The 20487-nt window shown below is 36.1% G+C and carries 15 protein-coding genes, 1 other RNA gene, 4 pseudogenes and 2 other annotated features; all 20 genes and pseudogenes read left to right on the top strand.

Features of this window, described 5'->3' with window-relative positions:
• The first annotated feature begins 3 nt into the window (after positions 1-3).
• Positions 4-444, top strand: a complete 441-nt coding sequence (gene dtd, locus LC087_RS08120; RefSeq protein ID WP_226542096.1) for a D-aminoacyl-tRNA deacylase — start codon at positions 4-6, stop codon at positions 442-444.
• 314 nt (positions 445-758) lie between these two features.
• Positions 759-2048 (top strand): annotated as a pseudogene (locus LC087_RS19900) (IS91 family transposase).
• Between the two features lie 22 nt (positions 2049-2070).
• Positions 2071-2235, top strand: coding sequence for a hypothetical protein (locus LC087_RS08100; RefSeq protein WP_306019610.1), 165 nt, complete (start codon positions 2071-2073; stop codon positions 2233-2235).
• A gap of 120 nt (positions 2236-2355) precedes the next feature.
• Positions 2356-2529, top strand: coding sequence for an RNA polymerase subunit sigma-70 (locus tag LC087_RS08095; RefSeq protein ID WP_226542979.1), 174 nt, complete (start codon positions 2356-2358; stop codon positions 2527-2529).
• A 49-nt stretch (positions 2530-2578) separates the two neighbouring features.
• Positions 2579-2812 (top strand) — a binding site (T-box leader).
• 76 nt (positions 2813-2888) lie between these two features.
• A complete protein-coding gene (hisS, locus tag LC087_RS08090; protein WP_306020787.1) occupies positions 2889-4163 on the top strand; it encodes a histidine--tRNA ligase in 1275 nt (424 codons plus the stop codon).
• Positions 4163-5932: an aspartate--tRNA ligase gene (gene aspS / locus LC087_RS08085; protein ID WP_306020593.1), complete on the top strand. Its 1770-nt coding sequence runs from the start codon at positions 4163-4165 to the stop codon at positions 5930-5932. The genes hisS and aspS overlap by 1 nt, the downstream gene beginning before the upstream one ends.
• Positions 5933-6008: 76 nt before the next feature.
• Positions 6009-6195: non-coding RNA, 6S RNA (ssrS, locus tag LC087_RS08080), on the top strand.
• A gap of 76 nt (positions 6196-6271) precedes the next feature.
• On the top strand, positions 6272-7033 hold the full coding sequence (locus LC087_RS08075) for a tRNA threonylcarbamoyladenosine dehydratase (RefSeq protein WP_226542975.1): 762 nt from the start codon (positions 6272-6274) through the stop codon (positions 7031-7033).
• Between the two features lie 224 nt (positions 7034-7257).
• The gene (locus tag LC087_RS08070; protein ID WP_306020590.1) at positions 7258-8355 is read left to right on the top strand and encodes an AAA family ATPase; all 1098 of its coding nucleotides are present in this window, start codon (positions 7258-7260) and stop codon (positions 8353-8355) included.
• Between the two features lie 173 nt (positions 8356-8528).
• A complete protein-coding gene (cymR, locus tag LC087_RS08065; protein WP_226542971.1) occupies positions 8529-8948 on the top strand; it encodes a cysteine metabolism transcriptional regulator CymR in 420 nt (139 codons plus the stop codon).
• 19 nt (positions 8949-8967) lie between these two features.
• Complete coding sequence (locus tag LC087_RS08060) at positions 8968-10122, top strand: cysteine desulfurase family protein (protein WP_226542969.1); 1155 nt, start codon at positions 8968-8970, stop codon at positions 10120-10122.
• Between the two features lie 22 nt (positions 10123-10144).
• Positions 10145-11258 (top strand): annotated as a pseudogene (mnmA, locus tag LC087_RS08055) (tRNA 2-thiouridine(34) synthase MnmA).
• 52 nt (positions 11259-11310) lie between these two features.
• Entirely contained in the window at positions 11311-11964 is a 654-nt protein-coding gene (locus tag LC087_RS08050) for a tetratricopeptide repeat protein (protein ID WP_226542965.1), read from the top strand.
• Positions 11965-11988: 24 nt separating this feature from the next.
• On the top strand, positions 11989-14364 hold the full coding sequence (gene recD2 / locus LC087_RS08045) for an SF1B family DNA helicase RecD2 (RefSeq protein ID WP_306020583.1): 2376 nt from the start codon (positions 11989-11991) through the stop codon (positions 14362-14364).
• A 79-nt stretch (positions 14365-14443) separates the two neighbouring features.
• Positions 14444-14908, top strand: a complete 465-nt coding sequence (locus tag LC087_RS08040) for a PRC-barrel domain-containing protein (RefSeq protein WP_226542961.1) — start codon at positions 14444-14446, stop codon at positions 14906-14908.
• Positions 14909-14920: 12 nt separating this feature from the next.
• Entirely contained in the window at positions 14921-15112 is a 192-nt protein-coding gene (locus LC087_RS08035; RefSeq protein WP_226542959.1) for a DUF2797 domain-containing protein, read from the top strand.
• Between the two features lie 140 nt (positions 15113-15252).
• The gene (locus LC087_RS08030; RefSeq protein WP_226542957.1) at positions 15253-16314 is read left to right on the top strand and encodes an AI-2E family transporter; all 1062 of its coding nucleotides are present in this window, start codon (positions 15253-15255) and stop codon (positions 16312-16314) included.
• A 48-nt stretch (positions 16315-16362) separates the two neighbouring features.
• Positions 16363-16568: a binding site (T-box leader), on the top strand.
• A 399-nt stretch (positions 16569-16967) separates the two neighbouring features.
• Positions 16968-19600: pseudogene (gene alaS, locus LC087_RS08025) on the top strand (alanine--tRNA ligase).
• Between the two features lie 179 nt (positions 19601-19779).
• On the top strand, positions 19780-20046 hold the full coding sequence (locus LC087_RS08020) for an IreB family regulatory phosphoprotein (protein ID WP_226542953.1): 267 nt from the start codon (positions 19780-19782) through the stop codon (positions 20044-20046).
• Between the two features lies 1 nt (position 20047).
• Positions 20048-20456 (top strand): annotated as a pseudogene (ruvX, locus tag LC087_RS08015) (Holliday junction resolvase RuvX).
• Positions 20457-20487 lie beyond the last annotated feature (31 nt).

The following is a 20487-nucleotide window of genomic DNA, read 5'->3' as shown; positions in this document are numbered from 1 at the left end:
CTTGTGAAAGTAATCTTACAAAGGGCAAAAGAGGCGAAAGTAACTGTAAACGATCAAGTTGTCGGAGAGATTTCATCAGGGATTTTACTTTTAGTAGGTATTACGCATGATGATACTGAAAAAGAAGCCGAATACTTAGCTAATAAAATTGTTCATTTACGAATTTTTCCTGATGAAACAGGAAAGATGAATCGCTCATTGCTAGACATAAAAGGTGAAATACTATCTGTTTCACAATTTACCCTATATGGCGATTGTTCGAAAGGAAGAAGACCTAATTTCATGGGAGCTGCAAAGGGTGAGCATGCTCTACAGATATTTGATCGATTTAATGAGTTGTTGAGAAACAATAATCTTACCGTGGAAACAGGCTCTTTCGGGGAAATGATGGATGTTTCATTTACAAATGATGGACCTGTCACGTTAATTTTAGAAAGTAAATAGTCGCTATACGATCTCATGAGAAGGGCAGATCATGTCCTTCTTTTTTATAGAGTAAGAAAGTATATAAATAGGTCCTTATTTGGATGGTGCTTTTATTTTTGTCTAGCTCCAGCGCCCAGCGACTGGTGATGCTTCGCCCTCCTCTCTACGATAAGTCAACATCGAAGCCTGCGGCTATTCGTGTTTCCTTTATCTCATGCGGGGGTCTATAAGCACCTGCGTCGCTAGACGGGCGCTTGCGCTTTTCTTAAAAGATAAGAAAGTATATAATTTCGGGTCTACCACAGTCTTAGAAACTGTGGTATTTTGATGTCATGGAGAATAATATATTAAAACAAATTTTCTTTGATAAACATAACCATTGGGATCACTTTCAAAAGAAACATGGAGCTAAAATCCGTCCAATAGTAAGAAAGGAAATAGAGAAATTCAGAGGGTGTGGGAATCCCAAAAATGGATTTAAGCTATTTGTTTGTGAAGGTTGCCATGATGTCAGGAAGGTTCCGTATCGTTGTAAGGGTCGATTTTGTACCACTTGTTCAGTAGGAGAAAGCGAAGAATGGAGTCGACTACTAACAGAAGAGGTCTTACAGGTGAATCATCGTCATGTCATCTTTACAATTGATGAAGGACTGCGTGATGTGTTTTTGCTTCATCGCCATCTGTTAAAAGATTTGATGGACGAGGCGCGATTAATCATGGATTTTTCAAAAAGAAAGCGAAAGTGACCCCTGGAATCATATCAGGCTTACATACTTTCGGATCCAGAGTGAATTTCAATCCCCATGTACATATGCTAGTGACGATGGGAGGTCTTACGAAAAAGGGGAATGGAAACAGTACGATTATCTGCCATTTGAAATGTTAAGAAAGCAGTGGCAGACCGTGGTGTTAAAGTTCATACGCAGAGGTGTGTCAGAAAAAGAAAAGAAGAGAATACAACCTCGATTACAACAGGCGTTTCACAATAATGGGAAGGGCTTCTATGTGCATGCGCCAAAACAGGAAGGGAATGTAAAAGAACAACTTCGCTATATTGGCCGTTATATTCGTCGACCTGCGATAGGACTGAATCGGATCGAGGCATATGACGGACAAAAGGTAACCTTTACGTATCATGATAAGACAGACGGAAAAGAAAAGAGAGAAACGATCAGTGTAGAGGAATTTATCTCTAGGCTTATTCGTCATATCCCAGATGAACAGTTTAAGACGATTCGTCATTATGGGATGTATTCAAGGAGATGCAAGGGCTTGAGTAAAAAGTCTTATGTCAATGGCAACAGAAAGCGAAACGCTGGATAGTGAAAGCAAAGAAAACAATGCGCCGTCAGACATGGAGGGAACGAATCGTATCAAGTGGTAAGAGAGACCCTCTTATTTGTGAAAAATGCCAGTGTTACTATGAATACAAGGGAGAAGTCTGTCTTGAAAATGGTAGACTAGAAATCAAGGTGGCCTTGTGTACCACGACAAGAGCCTATTTAGAAAGGGTGATTCATCATTTCACCAGTATCGAAACACCGAAAAAAGGCAAGAAAAAAAAAAAAAAAAATGGCCCAATCAAAACAGAGCATCAACTTTGTTTGTTTAGTGTGTCATGAAAAAGAAGAGATTCCACAACAAGTGGTAAGAGATTTTGATTTAATGGATGGAGGTGATCCAGCCGTCCCCCCTATGTTCTCCTGTGAAAAATGTGGAGAAGACATGTATCCTGAATACTATAAAGGTATTCATGGGAAGGAATACAGGATTGAGGATATTCTGAGCACCAAAAAGGACCAGGTGTGATTTTTAATCACACCTGGTTTTTCTTATCCTTTTTTTGAACTACATCTGAGTATATTTTTTTCATTTTCAGTTAATGTTAAATAATATTCGTGAATGTTAATCAAGGAGGTAAAAGGGCTCGTGAGGTCGAACGAAAAATCGTCTCAAACATATGAGAAAAAAGATGTATTTGGGGTTAACTTTCATGATTTTATCGTACTAGAATCCCAAGCTACAACTTATGAAATCGCTTCAGAATTTGGTTTAAGCTTACGAGATGTAAAAAACCTTCAAAAAAAAATAAAACGATCTTGACATATATGAAGGTAGTACGTATGATTATAGAAACAAAAAACAACAATACATATCACCAATGAGGGAGAAAAGTAGTTAAGATTCTGATTGGATAGAGAAGAAATGTCACAGGCTGGAAGCATTTCTCCATGTCAACTTAACGAATGACACTCCTAAGGTTTCTTATTGAAAAAGAATTGAACTTTAGTAAATAAGAACGTGTAAACAAACGTTACTGTTTAAGTGAAAGTCTTTTGACTTTAATTAGGGTGGCACCACGGGCAAAACTCTCGTCGTCCCTACATAGATAAATGTAGGGATGGGGGTTTTTTGTATTGATTCAAAAGTTAAGCTACTTAATGAAAATAGGAGAGATGACAATGCCTTACAATATCCCACGAGGAACGCAAGATATACTACCAGGTCAAGTAGAACGATGGCAGTATATTGAAAAAGTGATGCAGAACATTTGTGAAAGATATCAATATAAGGAAATTAGAACACCGATTTTTGAGCATACAGAGCTTTTTCAAAGAGGCGTGGGTGACTCAACCGATATTGTTCAGAAGGAAATGTATACGTTTCAAGATCGCAAGGGGCGCAGTATAACACTTAGACCTGAAGGTACGGCTTCTGTTGTTAGATCCTATGTTGAAAACAAAATGTATGCGAGTGCAAACAGTCTCACGAAACTATTTTATATAGGACCCATGTTTCGATATGAAAGACCTCAGTCAGGACGGTACAGACAATTTTGGCAGTTTGGAATTGAAGCAATTGGAACGAAAAACCCTGCAATAGATGCAGAAGTCATTTCACTAGCCATGAATGTATATGAATCAGTAGGTTTAAAAAATCTCAAATTAGTCATCAACAGTTTAGGAGATGATGAAAGCAGGAAGCAGCACCGAGATGCATTGGTTGGCCACTTTGAACCTCGAATTGGAGAGTTTTGTTCTGATTGTCAATCAAGATTAAAACAAAATCCATTAAGAATTTTGGATTGTAAAAAGGATCGCGGGCATGAATTAATGGGAACAGCTCCAGCCATATTAGACTATTTGAATGAAGAAAGTAAAGCCTATTTTGATCATGTGTTAAACTATTTGCAAAATTTAGGAATAAATTATGAAGTTGACCCTAATCTTGTTAGGGGGCTGGATTACTATCATCATACCGCTTTTGAAATTATGATGGATTCAGATAAGTTTGGTGCAATCACAACCTTAGCTGGCGGGGGAAGGTACAGTGGTCTTGTGCAATCGATTGGTGGACCAGAAGCTCCCGGTATCGGTTTTGCGCTTAGTATTGAACGATTACTATTAGCCATAGATGAGCTTAATATTTCTTTACCTATTGACGAAGGAATTGATTGCTATTTAGTAACTTTAGGTGAAAAGGCAAACGAATACTCGGTTGCTTTACTCGAACGTTTAAGAAAAGCAGGTCTTAAGGCAGAAATGGATTACCAAAATAAAAAACTGAAAGCTCAATTTAAAGTTGCTGATCGATTAAATGCAAAGTTTGTTGCCATATTAGGTGATGATGAACTATCTGGAAATTCAATTAATGTGAAAGATCTTACTGATGGAAATCAAGAGAAAATAGAAATTGATAAGCTTATCGAATACTTGAAGAAAAAGGGGGAGAAATAATGACTGAACGTACACATTATTGTGGAGAAGTAACAGAAAAATTTATTGGCAAGCAAGTTGTTTTAAAAGGTTGGGTTCAAAAAAGAAGAGATTTAGGTGGATTGATCTTCATTGATTTAAGGGATCGTTCTGGATTGGTTCAAGTCGTGTTTAATCCTGAACATTCAGAGGAAGCCTTATCCGTTGCAGAATCTATTCGGACTGAATTTGTTTTAGAAATTATTGGTGAGGTTATTCCTAGGGAAGAAGGAACTATTAACCCAAATTTAACAACAGGAAAAATAGAAGTCAAAGCATCAAAGGTACAAATACTTAATGAGTCAAAAACACCTCCTTTTGTAGTAAATGACCAAAAATCAGATGTCTCTGAAGATGTTCGTTTAAAATACAGATATTTAGATTTAAGAAATCAATCATCTTTTGAAACGTTAAAAATGAGACATAATATCACCAAATCGATTCGTCGTTTCTTAGATAATCATAATTTTATGGATATAGAAACCCCTATTTTGACAAAAAGCACACCTGAGGGGGCACGTGATTATTTAGTCCCTTCGAGAGTACATGAGGGAGAGTTTTACGCTCTTCCACAATCTCCTCAGCTTTTTAAACAGCTGTTAATGGTAGGAGGCTTTGATCGTTATTATCAAATCGCTCGTTGTTTTCGAGATGAAGATTTAAGAGCGGATCGTCAACCGGAGTTCACGCAAATTGATATTGAGATGTCATTTATGAATCAAGAACAAATCCTTTCCTTAATGGAAAAAATGATGGCTAACCTTATGAAAGACACGAAAGGCATGGAGTTACCGTTACCGCTGCCGAGAATGACTTACGATGAAGCGATGAGTCGCTATGGTTCAGATAAACCAGATACAAGATTTGAAATGGAGCTTATTGATTTAAATGAAGAGGTTAAAGACTCTGGATTTAAAGTCTTTACTCAAGCGATTACTAACGGTGGAAGTGTGAAGGCAATTAATGTAAAAGGGGAAGCTAGTAAATATTCTAGAAAGGATTTAGATAATTTAACAGAGTTTGTAAAACCATATGGGGCAAAAGGGCTTGCTTGGTTGAAGAAAGAGGAAGAAGAACTAAAAGGTCCAATAGCCAAATTTTTCAATTCTGAGTACCAAGAAAAATTAGGATCCAAACTTCAAGCTGAAGTAGGTGACCTTTTATTATTTGTTGCCGATCGCAATAAAGTTGTTGCGGATGCGCTAGGAGCTCTAAGATTAAAGATGGCAAAAGATAATGGATTGATTGACCAATCTAAATTTAACTTCTTGTGGATCGTTGACTGGCCACTTTTAGAGTTAGATGAAGAAGAAGGGCGATATTATGCAGCACATCACCCATTTACAATGCCTAATGAAGAAGACCTGAATTTATTTGAATCGAACCCTGAGAAGATGAGAGCATCTGCTTATGACTTAGTACTCAATGGTTTCGAGCTAGGTGGAGGTTCATTAAGAATTTATAAAAAAGACATTCAAGAAATGATGTTTGAAGTATTAGGCTTTACAAAAGAAGAAGCATATGACCAATTTGGATTTTTGTTGGAAGCTTTTGAGTATGGAACACCCCCACATGGAGGAATTGCATTAGGGTTGGACCGTTTAGTTATGCTGTTGTCAAATCGTACGAATTTACGTGATACCATTGCTTTTCCTAAAACAGCAAGTGCGAGTTGTTTATTAACGGAAGCTCCTGATGGCGTCTCAGATGAACAGTTAAAAGAACTTCACATTAAACTTACTTCAGAATAATTATGGATAATAATGTATGTTAAGGTGACTTGAAAACGGGGACTGATTGTGATAACCTAGAATCAGAAATCAGATAGGATTCCTGATGTGTACGTTGTTCACCTAGTTTTGACCTAACATTTATGAGTAAGGGAGCTTACGTTTTTAAATGAAGTAAATGCCTCCGATTCAGCTCGAGGACTTACAACATTTAAAACAGGGCACCCACCTGCGGAGGCGGGGCTCAAAACTAAGGGAAAGGCGACGGCACGATTGGGGTCCTATTTTTTTATGCCTTCAAACAAATAGGACATACTATTCGAGATATAGTGAGAACGAAAAAATATTGGAGTGATCTTTTTGTTGCATCAATTTTCTAGAAATGAATTAGCCATAGGAAAACAAGGATTAGAACAATTAAAAAATAGTACAGTAGCGGTGCTTGGAATAGGTGGAGTCGGTTCTTTTGCCGCAGAAGCGCTAGCACGGTCAGGTGTAGGTAAGCTGATTTTAGTTGATAAGGATAACGTTGATATAACGAATGTAAATCGTCAAATCCATGCTTTGCTTTCCACAGTAGGAAAACCGAAAACTGACTTAATGAAAGAACGAATTGCAGACATAAACCCAAACTGCGAAGTCATTTCTTTAAAAATGTTTTATACAGACGAAACATATGAAACGTTCTTTAGTTATCAACCTACATATATTATTGATGCTTCTGATACAATTATGTATAAAATTCATTTAATGAAAGAATGTTTAAAACGAGATATACCAATTATATCTAGTATGGGAGCAGCTAATAAAAAAGATCCTACTCGTTTTAAAATTACTGATATATCTAAGACGCATACCGATCCAATCGCCAAAGTCATTCGAACAAAATTACGGAAGGAAGGAATTAGAAAAGGGATAAAAGTTGTCTTTTCTGATGAAACGCCTATTAAGCAAAAGGCTGAGGTCGTAAAATATGTAGGAAATGAAGAAGCTCCTATTCGAAAGGCACAATTACCTCCTTCATCTAATGCTTATGTACCTTCGGTTTCAGGGTTAATTATGGCGGGGCATGTTATTAATGAGTTGGTAGAAGGAATCGGAACCAATCAAGCAAACAAATAGATGGTATAATTAGAACAAACTATTTTAAAACACATTTTATAATGTGTTTTTTTCAGATTAAGGGAGGCTTAAAATGGATTTGTTTTACATACAAAATAATTCAAATCAACCTCTTGCTGATAAAATGAGACCTACTTCATTAGAAGAGTTTTACGGACAGGATCATTTATTAGGGAAAGGGGAAAATACTTAGAAAATTAATTGAACAAGACCAAGTTCATTCAATGATTTTACATGGACCTCCCTCTTCAGGAAAAACAAGTCTAGCCCATATTATAAGTCAAATGACAGAAGCCTATTTTGTAAAGCTCAATTCTGTTTCTTTATCAATTAAGGAACTAAGAGACGTTATTTCAAAGGCGCACGATGCCTCCAAAATGTATGGGAAGAAAACAATTGTTTTTTTAGATGAAATACATGCAATGAAATCGAACGTGCAAATGACTTTATTACCAGCAGTGGAGGATGGAACCATTACTTTAATAGGTGCTACGACAGAGAGCGTAATGCATGAAATAATCGGACCTTTATTATCAAGGTGTAGAGTTTATACATTTAAGAGATTAACGAAACAACAAATGACAGAAGTCATCTTAGAAGCATTACATAATCCAGTTCGCGGACTTGGTTCATCTGTTAATATGAATGATGACGCATTAAACTATTTAATTGACATAAGTGACGGGGATGTTAGAGCAGCACTTGGAGCATTAGAAAATGTTTATCATTCTATTGAGCATGAAACGACAATCACCATGCTAATGATTCAAGAGGTGTACGAAAACCGAATCAATACAGTAAGTACAAATGACCAATATAATTTAATGTCGGCTTTTATTAAATCGATGCGGGGAAGCAATACAGATGCTGCGCTGTATTGGTTATCGAGAATGCTTTATGCAGGCATAGACCCTATGTATATTGCTAGAAGAATTGTTGTGCATTCAGTAGAAGATGTTGGTATGGCTAATCCCCATGCTCTTACGATGGCGATTAATGCGAAGGAGGCTGTTCATTTTATTGGAGACCATGAGGGAATGCTACCTTTAGCGCAAGCTGTTGTTTACATTTGTGAAAGTCCTAAATCTAATTCTGTATATAAAGCCATTGGACAAGCCATGAACTATGTTAAAGAACATCCTATTCAAGAAGTACCAGATTCAATTAAACAAGGTAGTAATCGATATAAAAACCCTATTGATTATCCCGATGTTCAACTAAATTACTTCGAAGAAAGTGATAAGACCCGATTTTACCATCCTCAAGATTCTGGAACAGAAGCGAAGATTTATAAAAGATATAAAAATAAAGAAAATAATTGAACATTTAATAGGAAATACTTCAATTTACTTGATATTTTAAGCTGAAAAGCAATTTTATCATAGGTTTACAAGGTTAGAATGAATGTATGCTATAATAGCAAAAGATTTTAAAAGTAGTTGACACAAAGGATAGACAAGATAAATGTTTGAGAGTTGGGAGAGGGGAAAGCTAGATGAAAATATCGACAAAAGGAAGATACGGATTAACCATTATGATCGAACTCGCAAAAGGATATGGAGATGGGCCCAAATCTTTAAAAAAGATTGCTCATACTCACCAATTGTCTGAGCATTATTTAGAACAATTGATTGCTCCATTACGGAATGCGGGCTTGGTCAATAGTGTTCGAGGTGCCTATGGTGGATATGTTTTGGCGAATGAACCAAATAAAATTACGGCAGGAGATATTATTCGTGTTTTAGAAGGTCCCATTAGCCCAGTAGAAGGAATTGAAAATGAAGAGCCTGTAAAAAAGCAATTGTGGATGAAAATTAGAGATGCAGTGAAAGAAGTATTAGATAGTACTACGTTGGAGGACTTAGCTAACTTTTCTGATGAAGAAGAACAAGATGGGTATATGTTCTATATTTAGAATAAGGTAGGTTTAAAAAATGGATAAAATATATTTAGATCATGCCGCTACTTCACCTGTAAATCCCCAAGTTGTTGATTACATGATCCCCTTTATGAATGATATGTTTGGAAATCCATCCAGTATACATTCTTTTGGACGCGATGCTAGAAAAGCTTTAGACGAAGCGAGGGAAATTGCAGCTCATTCAATTCATGCAAATCCCAGTGAAATAATCTTCACAAGTGGAGGAACAGAAGCTGATAACTTAGCGATTCTTGGTGTGGCAATGGCCTATAAAAAAAGAGGAAATCATATTATTACTACCCAAGCAGAACATCACGCTGTTCTACGGACGTGTCAAAACCTTGAAAAAGAGGGGTTTGAAGTAACTTATTTACCTATAGATGAAAAGGGTCAAATATCAATAGAAACTTTAGAGAAAGCCTTAACAGAAAAAACAATACTTGTTTCAATTATGTATGGTAATAATGAAGTTGGAACTCTTCAACCTATTCCAGAAATCGGAAAAATACTATCTAGCCATCAAGCTTTTTTTCATACGGATGCTGTACAAGCATTTGGAATAGAAAAAATGGATGTTCATAAGATAGGGATCGATTTATTATCTACATCTAGCCATAAAGTGAATGGGCCTAAAGGGGTAGGCTTTTTATTTGCTAAAAAAGGCATTAGGTTATATTCTTTATTACACGGTGGCGAACAAGAAACGAAAAGAAGAGCAGGAACAGAGAATCTCCCTGCAATCATTGGCTTTTCAAAAGCGATTCAAATTTCTCAATTAAATCGAGTTGAAAAGCAAACTCAATACAAACAATTTAAAGAAACGTTACTATCTATTTTTGAAAAATCATGTATTGACTTTGAAGTAAATGGTCATCCAGAAGAAAGCCTGGATCACATCGTTAACATTTCATTTACGGGAATGAATGTAGAGTCGATGCTCGTTAATTTAGATTTAATGGGAATAGCAGTTTCAAGTGGTTCTGCTTGTACCGCAGGTTCTGTTGACCCTTCCCATGTGTTAGTTGCAATGTATGGAAATCGCTCGGGTCGTATTAGCTCATCCATTCGATTTAGCTTCGGTCTTGGAAACACGCAGGAACAAATAGAAAGAGCGGGTAAAGAAGTGGTTAACATTATTGAGAGAATGAAAAAATCGAAAGGTATATAAGTATAAATGGAGATGAAACCATATGGTGAACGATAATCAAAATATAAGAGTTGTAGTAGGGATGTCTGGTGGTGTGGATTCATCAGTTGCAGCCTTATTACTTAAACAACAAGGTTACGATGTTATCGGTATTTTCATGAAAAATTGGGATGATACAGACGAGAATGGTGTTTGTACAGCTACGGAAGATTATAATGATGTAATAAAAGTATGTAATCAAATAGGAATCCCCTATTACGCGGTGAACTTTGAAAAACAATATTGGGATAAAGTATTCACCTACTTCCTAGAGGAATATAAAGGTGGACGAACGCCAAATCCCGATGTCATGTGCAATAAAGAAATAAAATTCAAGGCGTTTTTAGATCATGCAATGACATTAGGAGCTGATTATTTAGCTACAGGTCACTATGCTCAAGTCTCTCATGAAAATGGAGAAGCGCGTCTCATTCGAGGAAAAGATGAAAATAAGGATCAAACTTACTTTCTCAATCAACTATCTCAAAAACAACTATCAAAAGTTATGTTTCCAATAGGAAATCTTAATAAAAAAGATGTACGGAAAATTGCAGAAGAACACAATTTAGCAACAGCGACAAAAAAAGATAGTACAGGTATTTGTTTTATTGGTGAAAGAAATTTCAAAGAATTTCTGAGTCAATACTTACCTGCTCAACCTGGTGTCATGCAAACATTAGAAGGTGAAGTAAAAGGACATCATGATGGATTAATGTATTATACGATCGGTCAGAGACATGGTCTAGGGATTGGTGGTAGTGGTGACCCTTGGTTTGTCGTTGGGAAGGACTTAGAAAAGAACATTCTTTATGTTGGTCAAGGCTCTGACAATGATTTGCTTTATTCTGATTCCATTACAGCTGTCAATATTAACTGGGTTTCTTCTCAAAAACCAACTGAGGAATTAGTATGTACAGCTAAATTTCGCTATCGTCAGTCAGATCATAACGTCCGTGTTCATATTGTTGACGAAAATACGGCTGAAGTAATTTTTGAAGAACCAATCCGTTCCATAACACCTGGACAAGCTGTTGTCTTCTATGATGGTCAATATTGTCTTGGTGGAGGTACGATTGATGAGGTTTTTAAAAATGAGAAAAAAAATATGGTACTTATAGAGTTTTATAAAAAACCTCTATAAGTACTAACGTGATACAAGAGGTGTTTATTGTGAAATCAAAAAATCAACTAGCTATAGAAGCTATGCAAGAAGGTAAGGCTGAAGAGGCAGCAAAGCTTTTTCAAGAAGCTATTGAGGAAGACCCTCAAGATCCTATTTTATATGTTAATTTTGGTAACTTACTTGCAGGCTTAAAAGATCATAAAAGAGCTTTAAAATTTTTTAACCGTGCTCTCGAATTAGATGAAACAGTTGCTACTGCCTATTACGGTGCAGCAAATGTTTATTATGAATTAGAAAATTATCAAGAGGCACAACTTCATTATCAGAAAGCAATTGATCAAGGGTTAGTCTCTAGTGATGTTTATTATATGCAAGGATTGACGCTTTTATCTTTGGAACAACCTAAGTTGGCTCTACCGTTTATGCAACGTGCTGTAGAGCTAAATGAATCGGACATTGAAGCACGCTTTCAATATGGAATGTGTTTAGCTTCACAACAGTTATTGGATGAAGCAAAGGACCAATTTGAAAGAGTGGTTGAAGATAACTCATCACATGCAGATGCCCTATACAATTTAGGTGTTACGTATGTATATAAAAATAAAATATCCCAAGCAAAAGAAATGTTTACTAGGGCTATCGAAGCTCAAAGTGATCACCAACTTGCTTTACATGCGTTGTCTTTAATGGAGAATAAATAAAGAAGGTAGTAAGGAGGAAGGACCATGAAAGAGGAGAATTATAATCAAGAATCATTTTTAACCGGGGAAGTTAAGTCGATAATCTTCAGAAATCAGGATAATTTATACTCAGTGTTAAAAATATTTGTTGAAGAATCGGATCAAACGTTAGATGAAGATATCATAACAGTAACTGGCTATTTCCCTGTGCTACATGAAGATGATGTGTATACCTTTCATGGCTCCTTTATAAAACACCCTAAATTCGGTAATCAGTTTCAAGCTAATCGATTTCAAAAGCAACAGCCACAGACGAAGAGTGGTATTATCCGTTATCTTTCAAGTGATTTATTTAAAGGGATTGGTCCTAAGACAGCTGAATCTATAGTGGATGAATTGGGAAATCAAGCTATTTCACTCATTTTACAAGATCCATCAGTATTGGGAAAAATAAAGAAGTTGTCCAAACAAAAAAGAATAGACTTAGTGGAAAGTCTGAAGGAACACCAAGGAATTGAGCAGATGATGATTCATCTCAATGAGTTTGGTTTTGGACCTCAGTTATCAACTAAAATTTACCAAAAGTATCGAGATGAAGCGATTGAAATTATACAAACAAATCCGTATCGTTTAGTTGATGATATTAAAGGAATTGGTTTTGCTAGAGCAGATGAAATAGGTCAATATTTTGGTTTGTCTGGCAATCATCCCGACAGAATAAATGCTGGAATTCTCTTCATCCTTGAACAAGAAACTTCGCAAGAAGGCCACGCCTTTTTACAGATCGATCAATTAGGAGAAAAAGCAAGACAACTGCTAAATCATAATAGTAATATTTCTATCAATGAAATACATAATCAATTGAGTCTTCTTGAAGAGCAAAAGAAAATAATGAAAGATGATCAAAGGGTGTACCTTCCCTCCTTATATTTCTCAGAAAAAGGTCTTTCCCGGGAAATTAAACGATTAATGAAACAAACAGAATATAAAGATTTATTCCCTGAATCTGAATTTTTAATGGCACTTGGTAACCTCGAAGAACGTTTGAACGTGGAATATGCTCCCCTTCAGAAAGACGGAATTCAGCGAGCGTTACAATCACCTATCACTATTTTGACTGGAGGGCCAGGTACAGGAAAAACGACGGTGATAAAAGGGATTGTTGAGTTATACAGTGAACTTCATGGGTGTTCATTAGATGATAAAGATTATAAGAAAAAAAATGAACCATTTCCTATTTTGTTAGCTGCTCCAACAGGAAGAGCAGCAAAGAGAATGGCAGAAGCAACAAACATTGCAGCTGTTACCATTCACCGTCTTTTAGGATGGAATGGAGTGGATGGTTTTCAACATAATGAAGATAATCCGATCCAAGGAAAGCTATTAATTATTGATGAAATGTCAATGGTTGATATTTTTTTAGCGAATCAACTATTCAAAGCTCTTCCAGATCATATTCAAGTTGTCTTAGTGGGGGATGAGGATCAACTTCCTTCTGTTGGACCAGGGCAAGTTCTAAAAGATTTAATCCGTTCTAATATAATGGAAACGGTCAAATTAACAGATATTTACAGACAAGCAGAAGGCTCAACGATCATTGAGTTAGCACATAAGATCAATCAAGGTAATTTACCAGAAGATGTATTACATCCTACTTCAGATCGATCATTTATAGAGTGTGGTGCAGATCAAATGAAAGAAGTTGTTCATAAAGTGGTCAAAAATGCTATTCATAAGGGACTTTCAAAGAAAGATATCCAAGTGTTAGCGCCTATGTATAAAGGTCCTGTAGGGATAAATCAATTAAACCTTATGCTTCAGGAGATGTTAAATCCTCCTTCTAATCAAAAAAGGGAGCTTTCATTTGGAGAAGTTGTCTATAGAGTAGGGGATAAAGTACTTCAACTTGTTAATCAACCAGAAAGTAATGTATTTAATGGAGATATGGGGTTTATTGTTTCAATTTTCTACTCAAAGGAAAACACGGAAAAAGAAGATCTGATCGTTATTTCATTTGATGGGATAGAAGTAACCTATACAAGAAAAGATTTTCAACAGTTTACTCATGCTTATTGCTGTTCTATACATAAAGCTCAAGGTAGTGAATTTCCAGTTGTAATACTCCCTGTTTTAAGAAGTTATTATCGTATGCTTAAACGAAACTTAATATATACTGCCATTACTCGTAGCAAAAAATATTTGATCATGTGTGGAGAACTGGAGGTTTTTAAAAGAGGGATTCAAAATGGCTCTGAAGATATTCGTCAAACCTCTTTAGTGGATAGGCTTCTCGATATTGAAAAAGCCCCTATGTCTATAGAGTTAATGCAATTGCAAAAGGAATTACCTTTCAATGTTGAAGATGCGAGTGTAGGGATGGAGAATATTAGCCCGTTTGATTTTATGGATGAATTGGGATAATGAGTATAGTAAAAAACACTAAGTATGTCATGTTATTTTGAAGGGATAATAAAAATGTTCGGGAAGGTGGGGACTTTCTTTGCGAACATTTTCAAGCTATATAGGACTTGCTGCTTATGTTTTAGTGACTGGGAAATTAATTGGACATGTTTCTGATCTTGCTCTTAATAAAGATGGAACCTTATACGGATTGTTAATTGACAAAAAAGGGTTTTTTGAAAGGAAACGGGTTGTTCCGTTATCGTTTGTTCATTCTGTAGGTGAACATGGGATTATGCTTATTGAAGACTATTCACATCCTTTTTCCCAAGAGTTTTTTTTTCATGGGCATCATCCGATACATCACAGGCCTATCGTATCTTCCAATGGGAATGAACTAGGTTTGGTAGACGATGTATATGTTAGTCAAGATTTGGGCACTATTTTAGCATACGAAGTAACAAATGGGTTATTTGCTGATTTTACCGATGGGAAGAAAAGGCTTCCGTTTGAAAGGTTATCAATTGGTGAAGATACCATTGTTTTTCATGATCTTGACAAATGAGGTGTATGTTCCATGTTTCGGTGCCCAAATTGTAAAAGCAAAGAAATAGGGAAAATTGGTGTAAATCAATATTACTGTTGGGACTGTTTTATTGAATTGTCCGTAATAGATGATAAAATTTCTACTCATCAGGTCGAAGAGGATGGTTCTCTTAGTTCTTTAGATGATCTTTTTTCTGACGAAGATCGCACAATCAGCATGTGAATAATAAGGGCTCTGGCTTTTTCCAGAGTCTTTTTTTTGTTTTATCCGAAAAGACCTTAAACGGTCGCTTGCGCTTTTCTTAATTCCTGAATAGAATCTAACATTTTCCAGAAACTATTCCATATAGAGGGGGTCTCTGTATGGAGAATAAGTATGTCCAAATATTATTTAAGCTAATCATAGTACTGCTAATACTAATTATAGGTTATATGCTTTCTCAATTATATTTTTTATGGGGACCGGTAGTAATTATAGTTAGAGCAATTATAACTCCTTTGATTATTTCGCTATTCATCACATATTTATTACACCCTATTGTTGAAAAGTTAAAATCGACTGGTTTTCCAAGAGTCGTTTCAATTTTATTAATTTACAGTTTGTTCTTTGGAGGAATCGGTTTTTTAGTTTTTAAAGGCTACCCTATCATGATGAAGCAAATAAAAGAGTTTTCGGAAAACATACCTGCTATTACGAAAGCCTATCAACAAATGCTAGATGAATTATATGATCAAACGTCTAAATTACCTGGTGATGTTTATGAGCGAGTGGTTATTCATTTGAAAAAGAGTGAAGAATGGTTAGGGAACACCGTGGAAAAACTCCTATTGAATTATCGTGAAATTGCCAATCATTTAATCCTAATCGCTATTGTTCCATTTTTAGTTTTCTATATGTTAAAAGATATTGATAAAATGAAAAAAGCTACCTGGTATATAACGCCTCCTAAATGGAGAAAAGAAGGAAAGCAGTTTTTATACTATATCGATGAATCATTGGGTGCGTATATTAGAGGACAATTACTTGTGTGTTTGATTATAGGTTCATTATCAATCATTTCTTTGATGTTATTTAGAATTCCTTATTCTTTACTTTTAGGACTCATTATTGGGATAACGAACATAATCCCTTATTTTGGTCCTGTTTTTGGTGCGGTTCCTGCTATTATTATTGCAGCAACCATCTCTATGGAAAAAGTCTTTGTAGTTGTGGTTATCATCATCGCTTTACAATTTATTGAAGGAAATATTTTAGGACCTTTAATTGTAGGGAAAAGCTTACATATTCATCCAGTTGTCATTATTTTTGCTTTGATTGCAGGTGGGGAGTTAGCAGGGATCATTGGTTTAATTGTTGCTGTCCCTGCTGTTGCTGTATTAAGGGTCGTCATCATTCATACCTTAAAATTAAAACAGGATCATTGACATTTTATGATCCCTTGACTATAATTCACATAGATAATAAACCGATAGGAAAAAACATAGAGTGATACGAGTAGACTGAAGTCCCTTTAAAGAGAGGAATTTTCTAGGCTGAAAAAGATTCCAAGTGAAGAGCAGTTGAACGCTAATCATGAGTGTAGGTAAAACCCTACCGTTTTGTCGCGTTAAGGCAATATTAAGTTGATAGCTAATCTTAGCTATAAACAGGGTGGTACCGCGAAGCTCTCGTCCCTGTGTAAGTGTTATTCATTTACACGGTGGTCGGGGTTTTTTTATGTTTAAGAGGTTGTTCAAAAAGTCATGAAAAATTGCTGTCGAATAACTTTGTTGTCTCGCTATTCCAAGCTCCGACGCCAGGATTGGCTAGCACGAGCGTTGTCCCTAGGATGGGGACACGTATTTAGCTCGTGATCCTTCCTTGACGTACACTGTGGTGCTCCGATGCCCAAGGACGGGCTAGCGCAGGCGTTGTCACAGGACGTGACTGAACTTAGCCTGCGTTCCTTTAAGTAGTCGCCTTGTTCTTCTCGGCCCTTTTCTCCCTACTTTTTGAACACACACTTTAAAATTTTTTTAAAAGGTTTTCTATGCCTATATGGATAGGCTACATTATTAAAATACATTAGGAGGTTATTATGAAATCATTAACGTCAGCTCAAGTTAGACAAATGTACTTAGACTATTTTAAAGAAAAGGGGCATTCAGTTGAGCCCAGCGCCTCTCTTGTTCCGAATGAAGACCCTACTCTTTTATGGATAAATAGTGGCGTGGCAACTTTAAAGAAATATTTTGATGGAAGAGTGATCCCTGATAATCCTAGAATTGTGAATGCTCAAAAATCGATCAGAACAAACGACATTGAAAATGTAGGGAAGACAGCAAGACATCATACATTTTTTGAAATGCTAGGTAATTTTTCAATTGGGGACTATTTTAAGAAAGAAGCTATTCAGTGGGCTTGGGAATTTCTAACGAGCGAAAAATGGATTGGATTTGATCCAAGTAAACTATCTGTTACGATTCATCCTGAAGATGAAGAAGCATTCTTATTATGGAGAGATATTGGACTTCCAAGTGAGCGAATCATCCGATTGGAAGGGAATTTTTGGGATATAGGAGAAGGTCCAAGTGGTCCAAACACAGAAATTTTCTACGATCGTGGAGAAGAGTTTGGAAATGATCTTAACGATCCTGAATTATATCCAGGGGGAGAAAATGATCGTTACTTAGAGATATGGAATTTAGTTTTCTCTGAATTCAATCATAACCCTGATCATACCTATACTCCTCTTCCAAAGAAAAACATTGATACCGGTATGGGATTCGAGAGAATGGTTAGTATTATTCAAAATGGTAAGACGAATTATGATACAGATCTTTTCATTCCAATTATTAAAGTAACAGAACAATTAAGTGGAGTAAAATATGGTGAAAAAGATTTATTAGATATTTCGTTTAAAGTGATAGCTGATCATATAAGAACGGTAGCGTTTGCTATTTCTGATGGTGCACTCCCATCAAATGATGGAAGAGGATATGTTTTAAGAAGGCTATTACGAAGAGCTGTTCGTTATGCGAAATCAATCCAAATCCAAAAACCTTTTATGTTTGAACTCGTTCCTGTTGTGGCAGAGGTTATGTCTGATTTCTATCCAGAGGTTCAAGAGAAGGTAGAATTCATACAAAAAGTAATTAAAAATGAAGAAGAGCGTTTTCATGAAACTTTACATGAAGGGTTAAGTATTTTATCTGAAATCATTGTAAGACAAAAACAACAAAAATCAACGGTCATTCTAGGTAAGGATGTGTTCCGCTTATATGACACATATGGGTTCCCTGTAGAGTTGACTGAAGAATATGCAGAAGAAGAAGGGATGAGCATTGACCATAAAGGGTTCCAATTAGAAATGGAGCTTCAAAGAGAAAGAGCACGTTCTGCTCGTCAAGAAGTTGAATCAATGCAAGTTCAAAGTGGGATATTAGCAGACTTAGACGTTGAAAGTACTTTTGTGGGGTATAAAAAACTAACACATCAGTCTAGGGTTGTGGCGATCATTAGTGATGGACATTTAGTTGATCATATAGAGCAAGGAAAAGAAGGTCAACTGATCTTTTCAGAAACTCCTTTTTATGCAGAAAGTGGAGGACAAATTGCTGACAAAGGGACAATAACTCATTCAAAAGTGAAAGCAGAAGTGATTGATGTACAAAAGGCACCAAAAGGTCAAAACCTTCATAATGTATATATCGAGTCTGGATCATTAAACAAAGGTGATCTTGTTGAATTACAAGTGAATGATAAGGTTAGAAATGGTGTTGTGAAGAATCATACGGCTACACACTTGCTCCATCAATCGTTGAAAGATGTGTTAGGTGATCATGTTAATCAAGCAGGTTCATTAGTGATGGGAGATCGTTTACGTTTCGACTTTACCCATTTTGGACAAGTTAAAGAAGAAGAACTAGAATTAATTGAACAAAAAGTAAATGAGCTTATTTGGAACAGCCTTTCGGTTAAAATTGAAAATAAACCAATAGATGAAGCAAAAGCGATGGGGGCAATGGCTCTATTTGGTGAAAAATATGGAGATGTTGTTCGCGTAGTACAAATAGGAGAGTACAGTATTGAGTTTGTGGAGGATGCCATGTGAAAAACACGGCGTCTATCGGTTTATTTAAAATCGTATCAGAGTCAGGCATTGGAGCAGGAACAAGAAGGATCGAAGCAGTCACCGGTAAAGCAGCTTATCAATATTTAAATGAGCAATTAGCAACAATAAAAGATCTTGCAGTTAAATTGAAAACAAACCCAAAAGAAGTTTCAAATAGAATTGATACCCTTATGGAAGAAAATAAGCATTTGCAAAGGCAAGTTGACTCTCTTTCAACAAAATTAAGCAACTTAGAAGCATCCTCATTAAAGGATCAAGTAAAAGAGATCGATGGAATAAAAGTCTTGGCTACTCAAGTAGATGTTAAAGATATGAACCAGTTACGAGGTATGGTCGATGATTTGAAACAAACTTTAGGGTCTGCTATTGTCATACTAGGGGCACCAGTAGATGGAAAAGTGAATTTAGCCGCAGGAGTTACAAAAGACTTGGTAACGAAGGGATTTCATGCAGGAAAATTAATTAAAGAAGTAGCGAGTCGTTGTGGTGGTGGCGGTGGTGGCCGACCAGATATGGCTCAAGCAGGAGGTAAAAACCCTGAAAAATTAAAAGAAGCACTAGATTATGTGCAAGAATGGACAAAATCCGTTTTATAATTAAGATATTATAGTGTAAAATGGAGTTATTGAGGGGTTATTGATGATTTTTATCGTGCTAGTTCAAAAAGTCAGGCCGCTTTGTTGGTATTAGACTTTTTGAACAACCTCTAGTAAGTGTTCAGAGGAGGACAATTTCTGAATGCCTTCTTATTATCACTAAGGAAGAGGTGTGATCATTGAGCTCATTTGACCGTACGATGAAGTTTAATATTTCAGAGGAAATAGTGAAAACCGATGTAAATGAAGTTTTGTTTACAGTGTACGATGCATTGCAAGAAAAGGGATATAATCCAATTAATCAAATTGTTGGTTATCTTTTATCAGGAGACCCAGCTTATATTCCTCGTCATCGGGATGCCCGAAATTTAATAAGAAAATTAGAGCGGGATGAAATTATTGAAGACCTTGTTAAATCATACTTAAATAATCATAAAGAGGACTAGCATGCGAATTATGGGATTAGATTTAGGCTCAAAAACCTTAGGAGTAGCCATCAGTGACTCCTTTGGGTGGACAGCCCAAGGGATAGAAACAATTAAAATTGTGGAAGAGACGGAGGATTACCAACTTGGTCGTTTAAAAGACTTGATTGATGAATATGAAGTTAAAAAAATTGTAGTTGGTTTTCCGAAGAATATGAATGGTACAATTGGTCCTAGAGGAGAAGCGAGCCAATATTTTGTGAACGTTCTAGAAAAAGCATTTTCCTTGCCTGTTGTCTTATGGGATGAACGTCTTTCTTCTCAAGCAGCTGAAAGACTTCTCATTTCAGCTGATGTCAGTCGTAAAAAAAAGGAAAAAGGTGATTGATAAAATGGCTGCAACAGTTATTTTACAATCTTACTTGGGATAGCCAATCTTAATGAAATCACTTCTCACAATGA

The sequence above is a fragment of the Bacillus carboniphilus genome (assembly GCF_020524035.2).
In the GTDB taxonomy this organism is placed as follows: Bacteria; Bacillota; Bacilli; order Bacillales; family JAIVKR01; genus Bacillus_CC.
This window is presented reverse-complemented; position numbering and strand designations above follow the sequence as displayed.

What these genes read in the sequence shown, in the direction of transcription:
- LC087_RS08070 (WP_306020590.1), top strand. Translation starts at nt 7,258, where the DNA reads ATGATTTTACATGGACCTCCCTCTTCAGGAAAAACAAGTCTAGCCCAT.
- cymR (WP_226542971.1), top strand. Translation starts at nt 8,529, where the DNA reads ATGAAAATATCGACAAAAGGAAGATACGGATTAACCATTATGATCGAA.
- recD2 (WP_306020583.1), top strand. Translation starts at nt 11,989, where the DNA reads ATGAAAGAGGAGAATTATAATCAAGAATCATTTTTAACCGGGGAAGTT.
- LC087_RS08035 (WP_226542959.1), top strand. Translation starts at nt 14,921, where the DNA reads ATGTTTCGGTGCCCAAATTGTAAAAGCAAAGAAATAGGGAAAATTGGT.
- LC087_RS08030 (WP_226542957.1), top strand. Translation starts at nt 15,253, where the DNA reads ATGGAGAATAAGTATGTCCAAATATTATTTAAGCTAATCATAGTACTG.
- aspS (WP_306020593.1), top strand. Translation starts at nt 4,163, where the DNA reads ATGACTGAACGTACACATTATTGTGGAGAAGTAACAGAAAAATTTATT.
- hisS (WP_306020787.1), top strand. Translation starts at nt 2,889, where the DNA reads ATGCCTTACAATATCCCACGAGGAACGCAAGATATACTACCAGGTCAA.
- LC087_RS08060 (WP_226542969.1), top strand. Translation starts at nt 8,968, where the DNA reads ATGGATAAAATATATTTAGATCATGCCGCTACTTCACCTGTAAATCCC.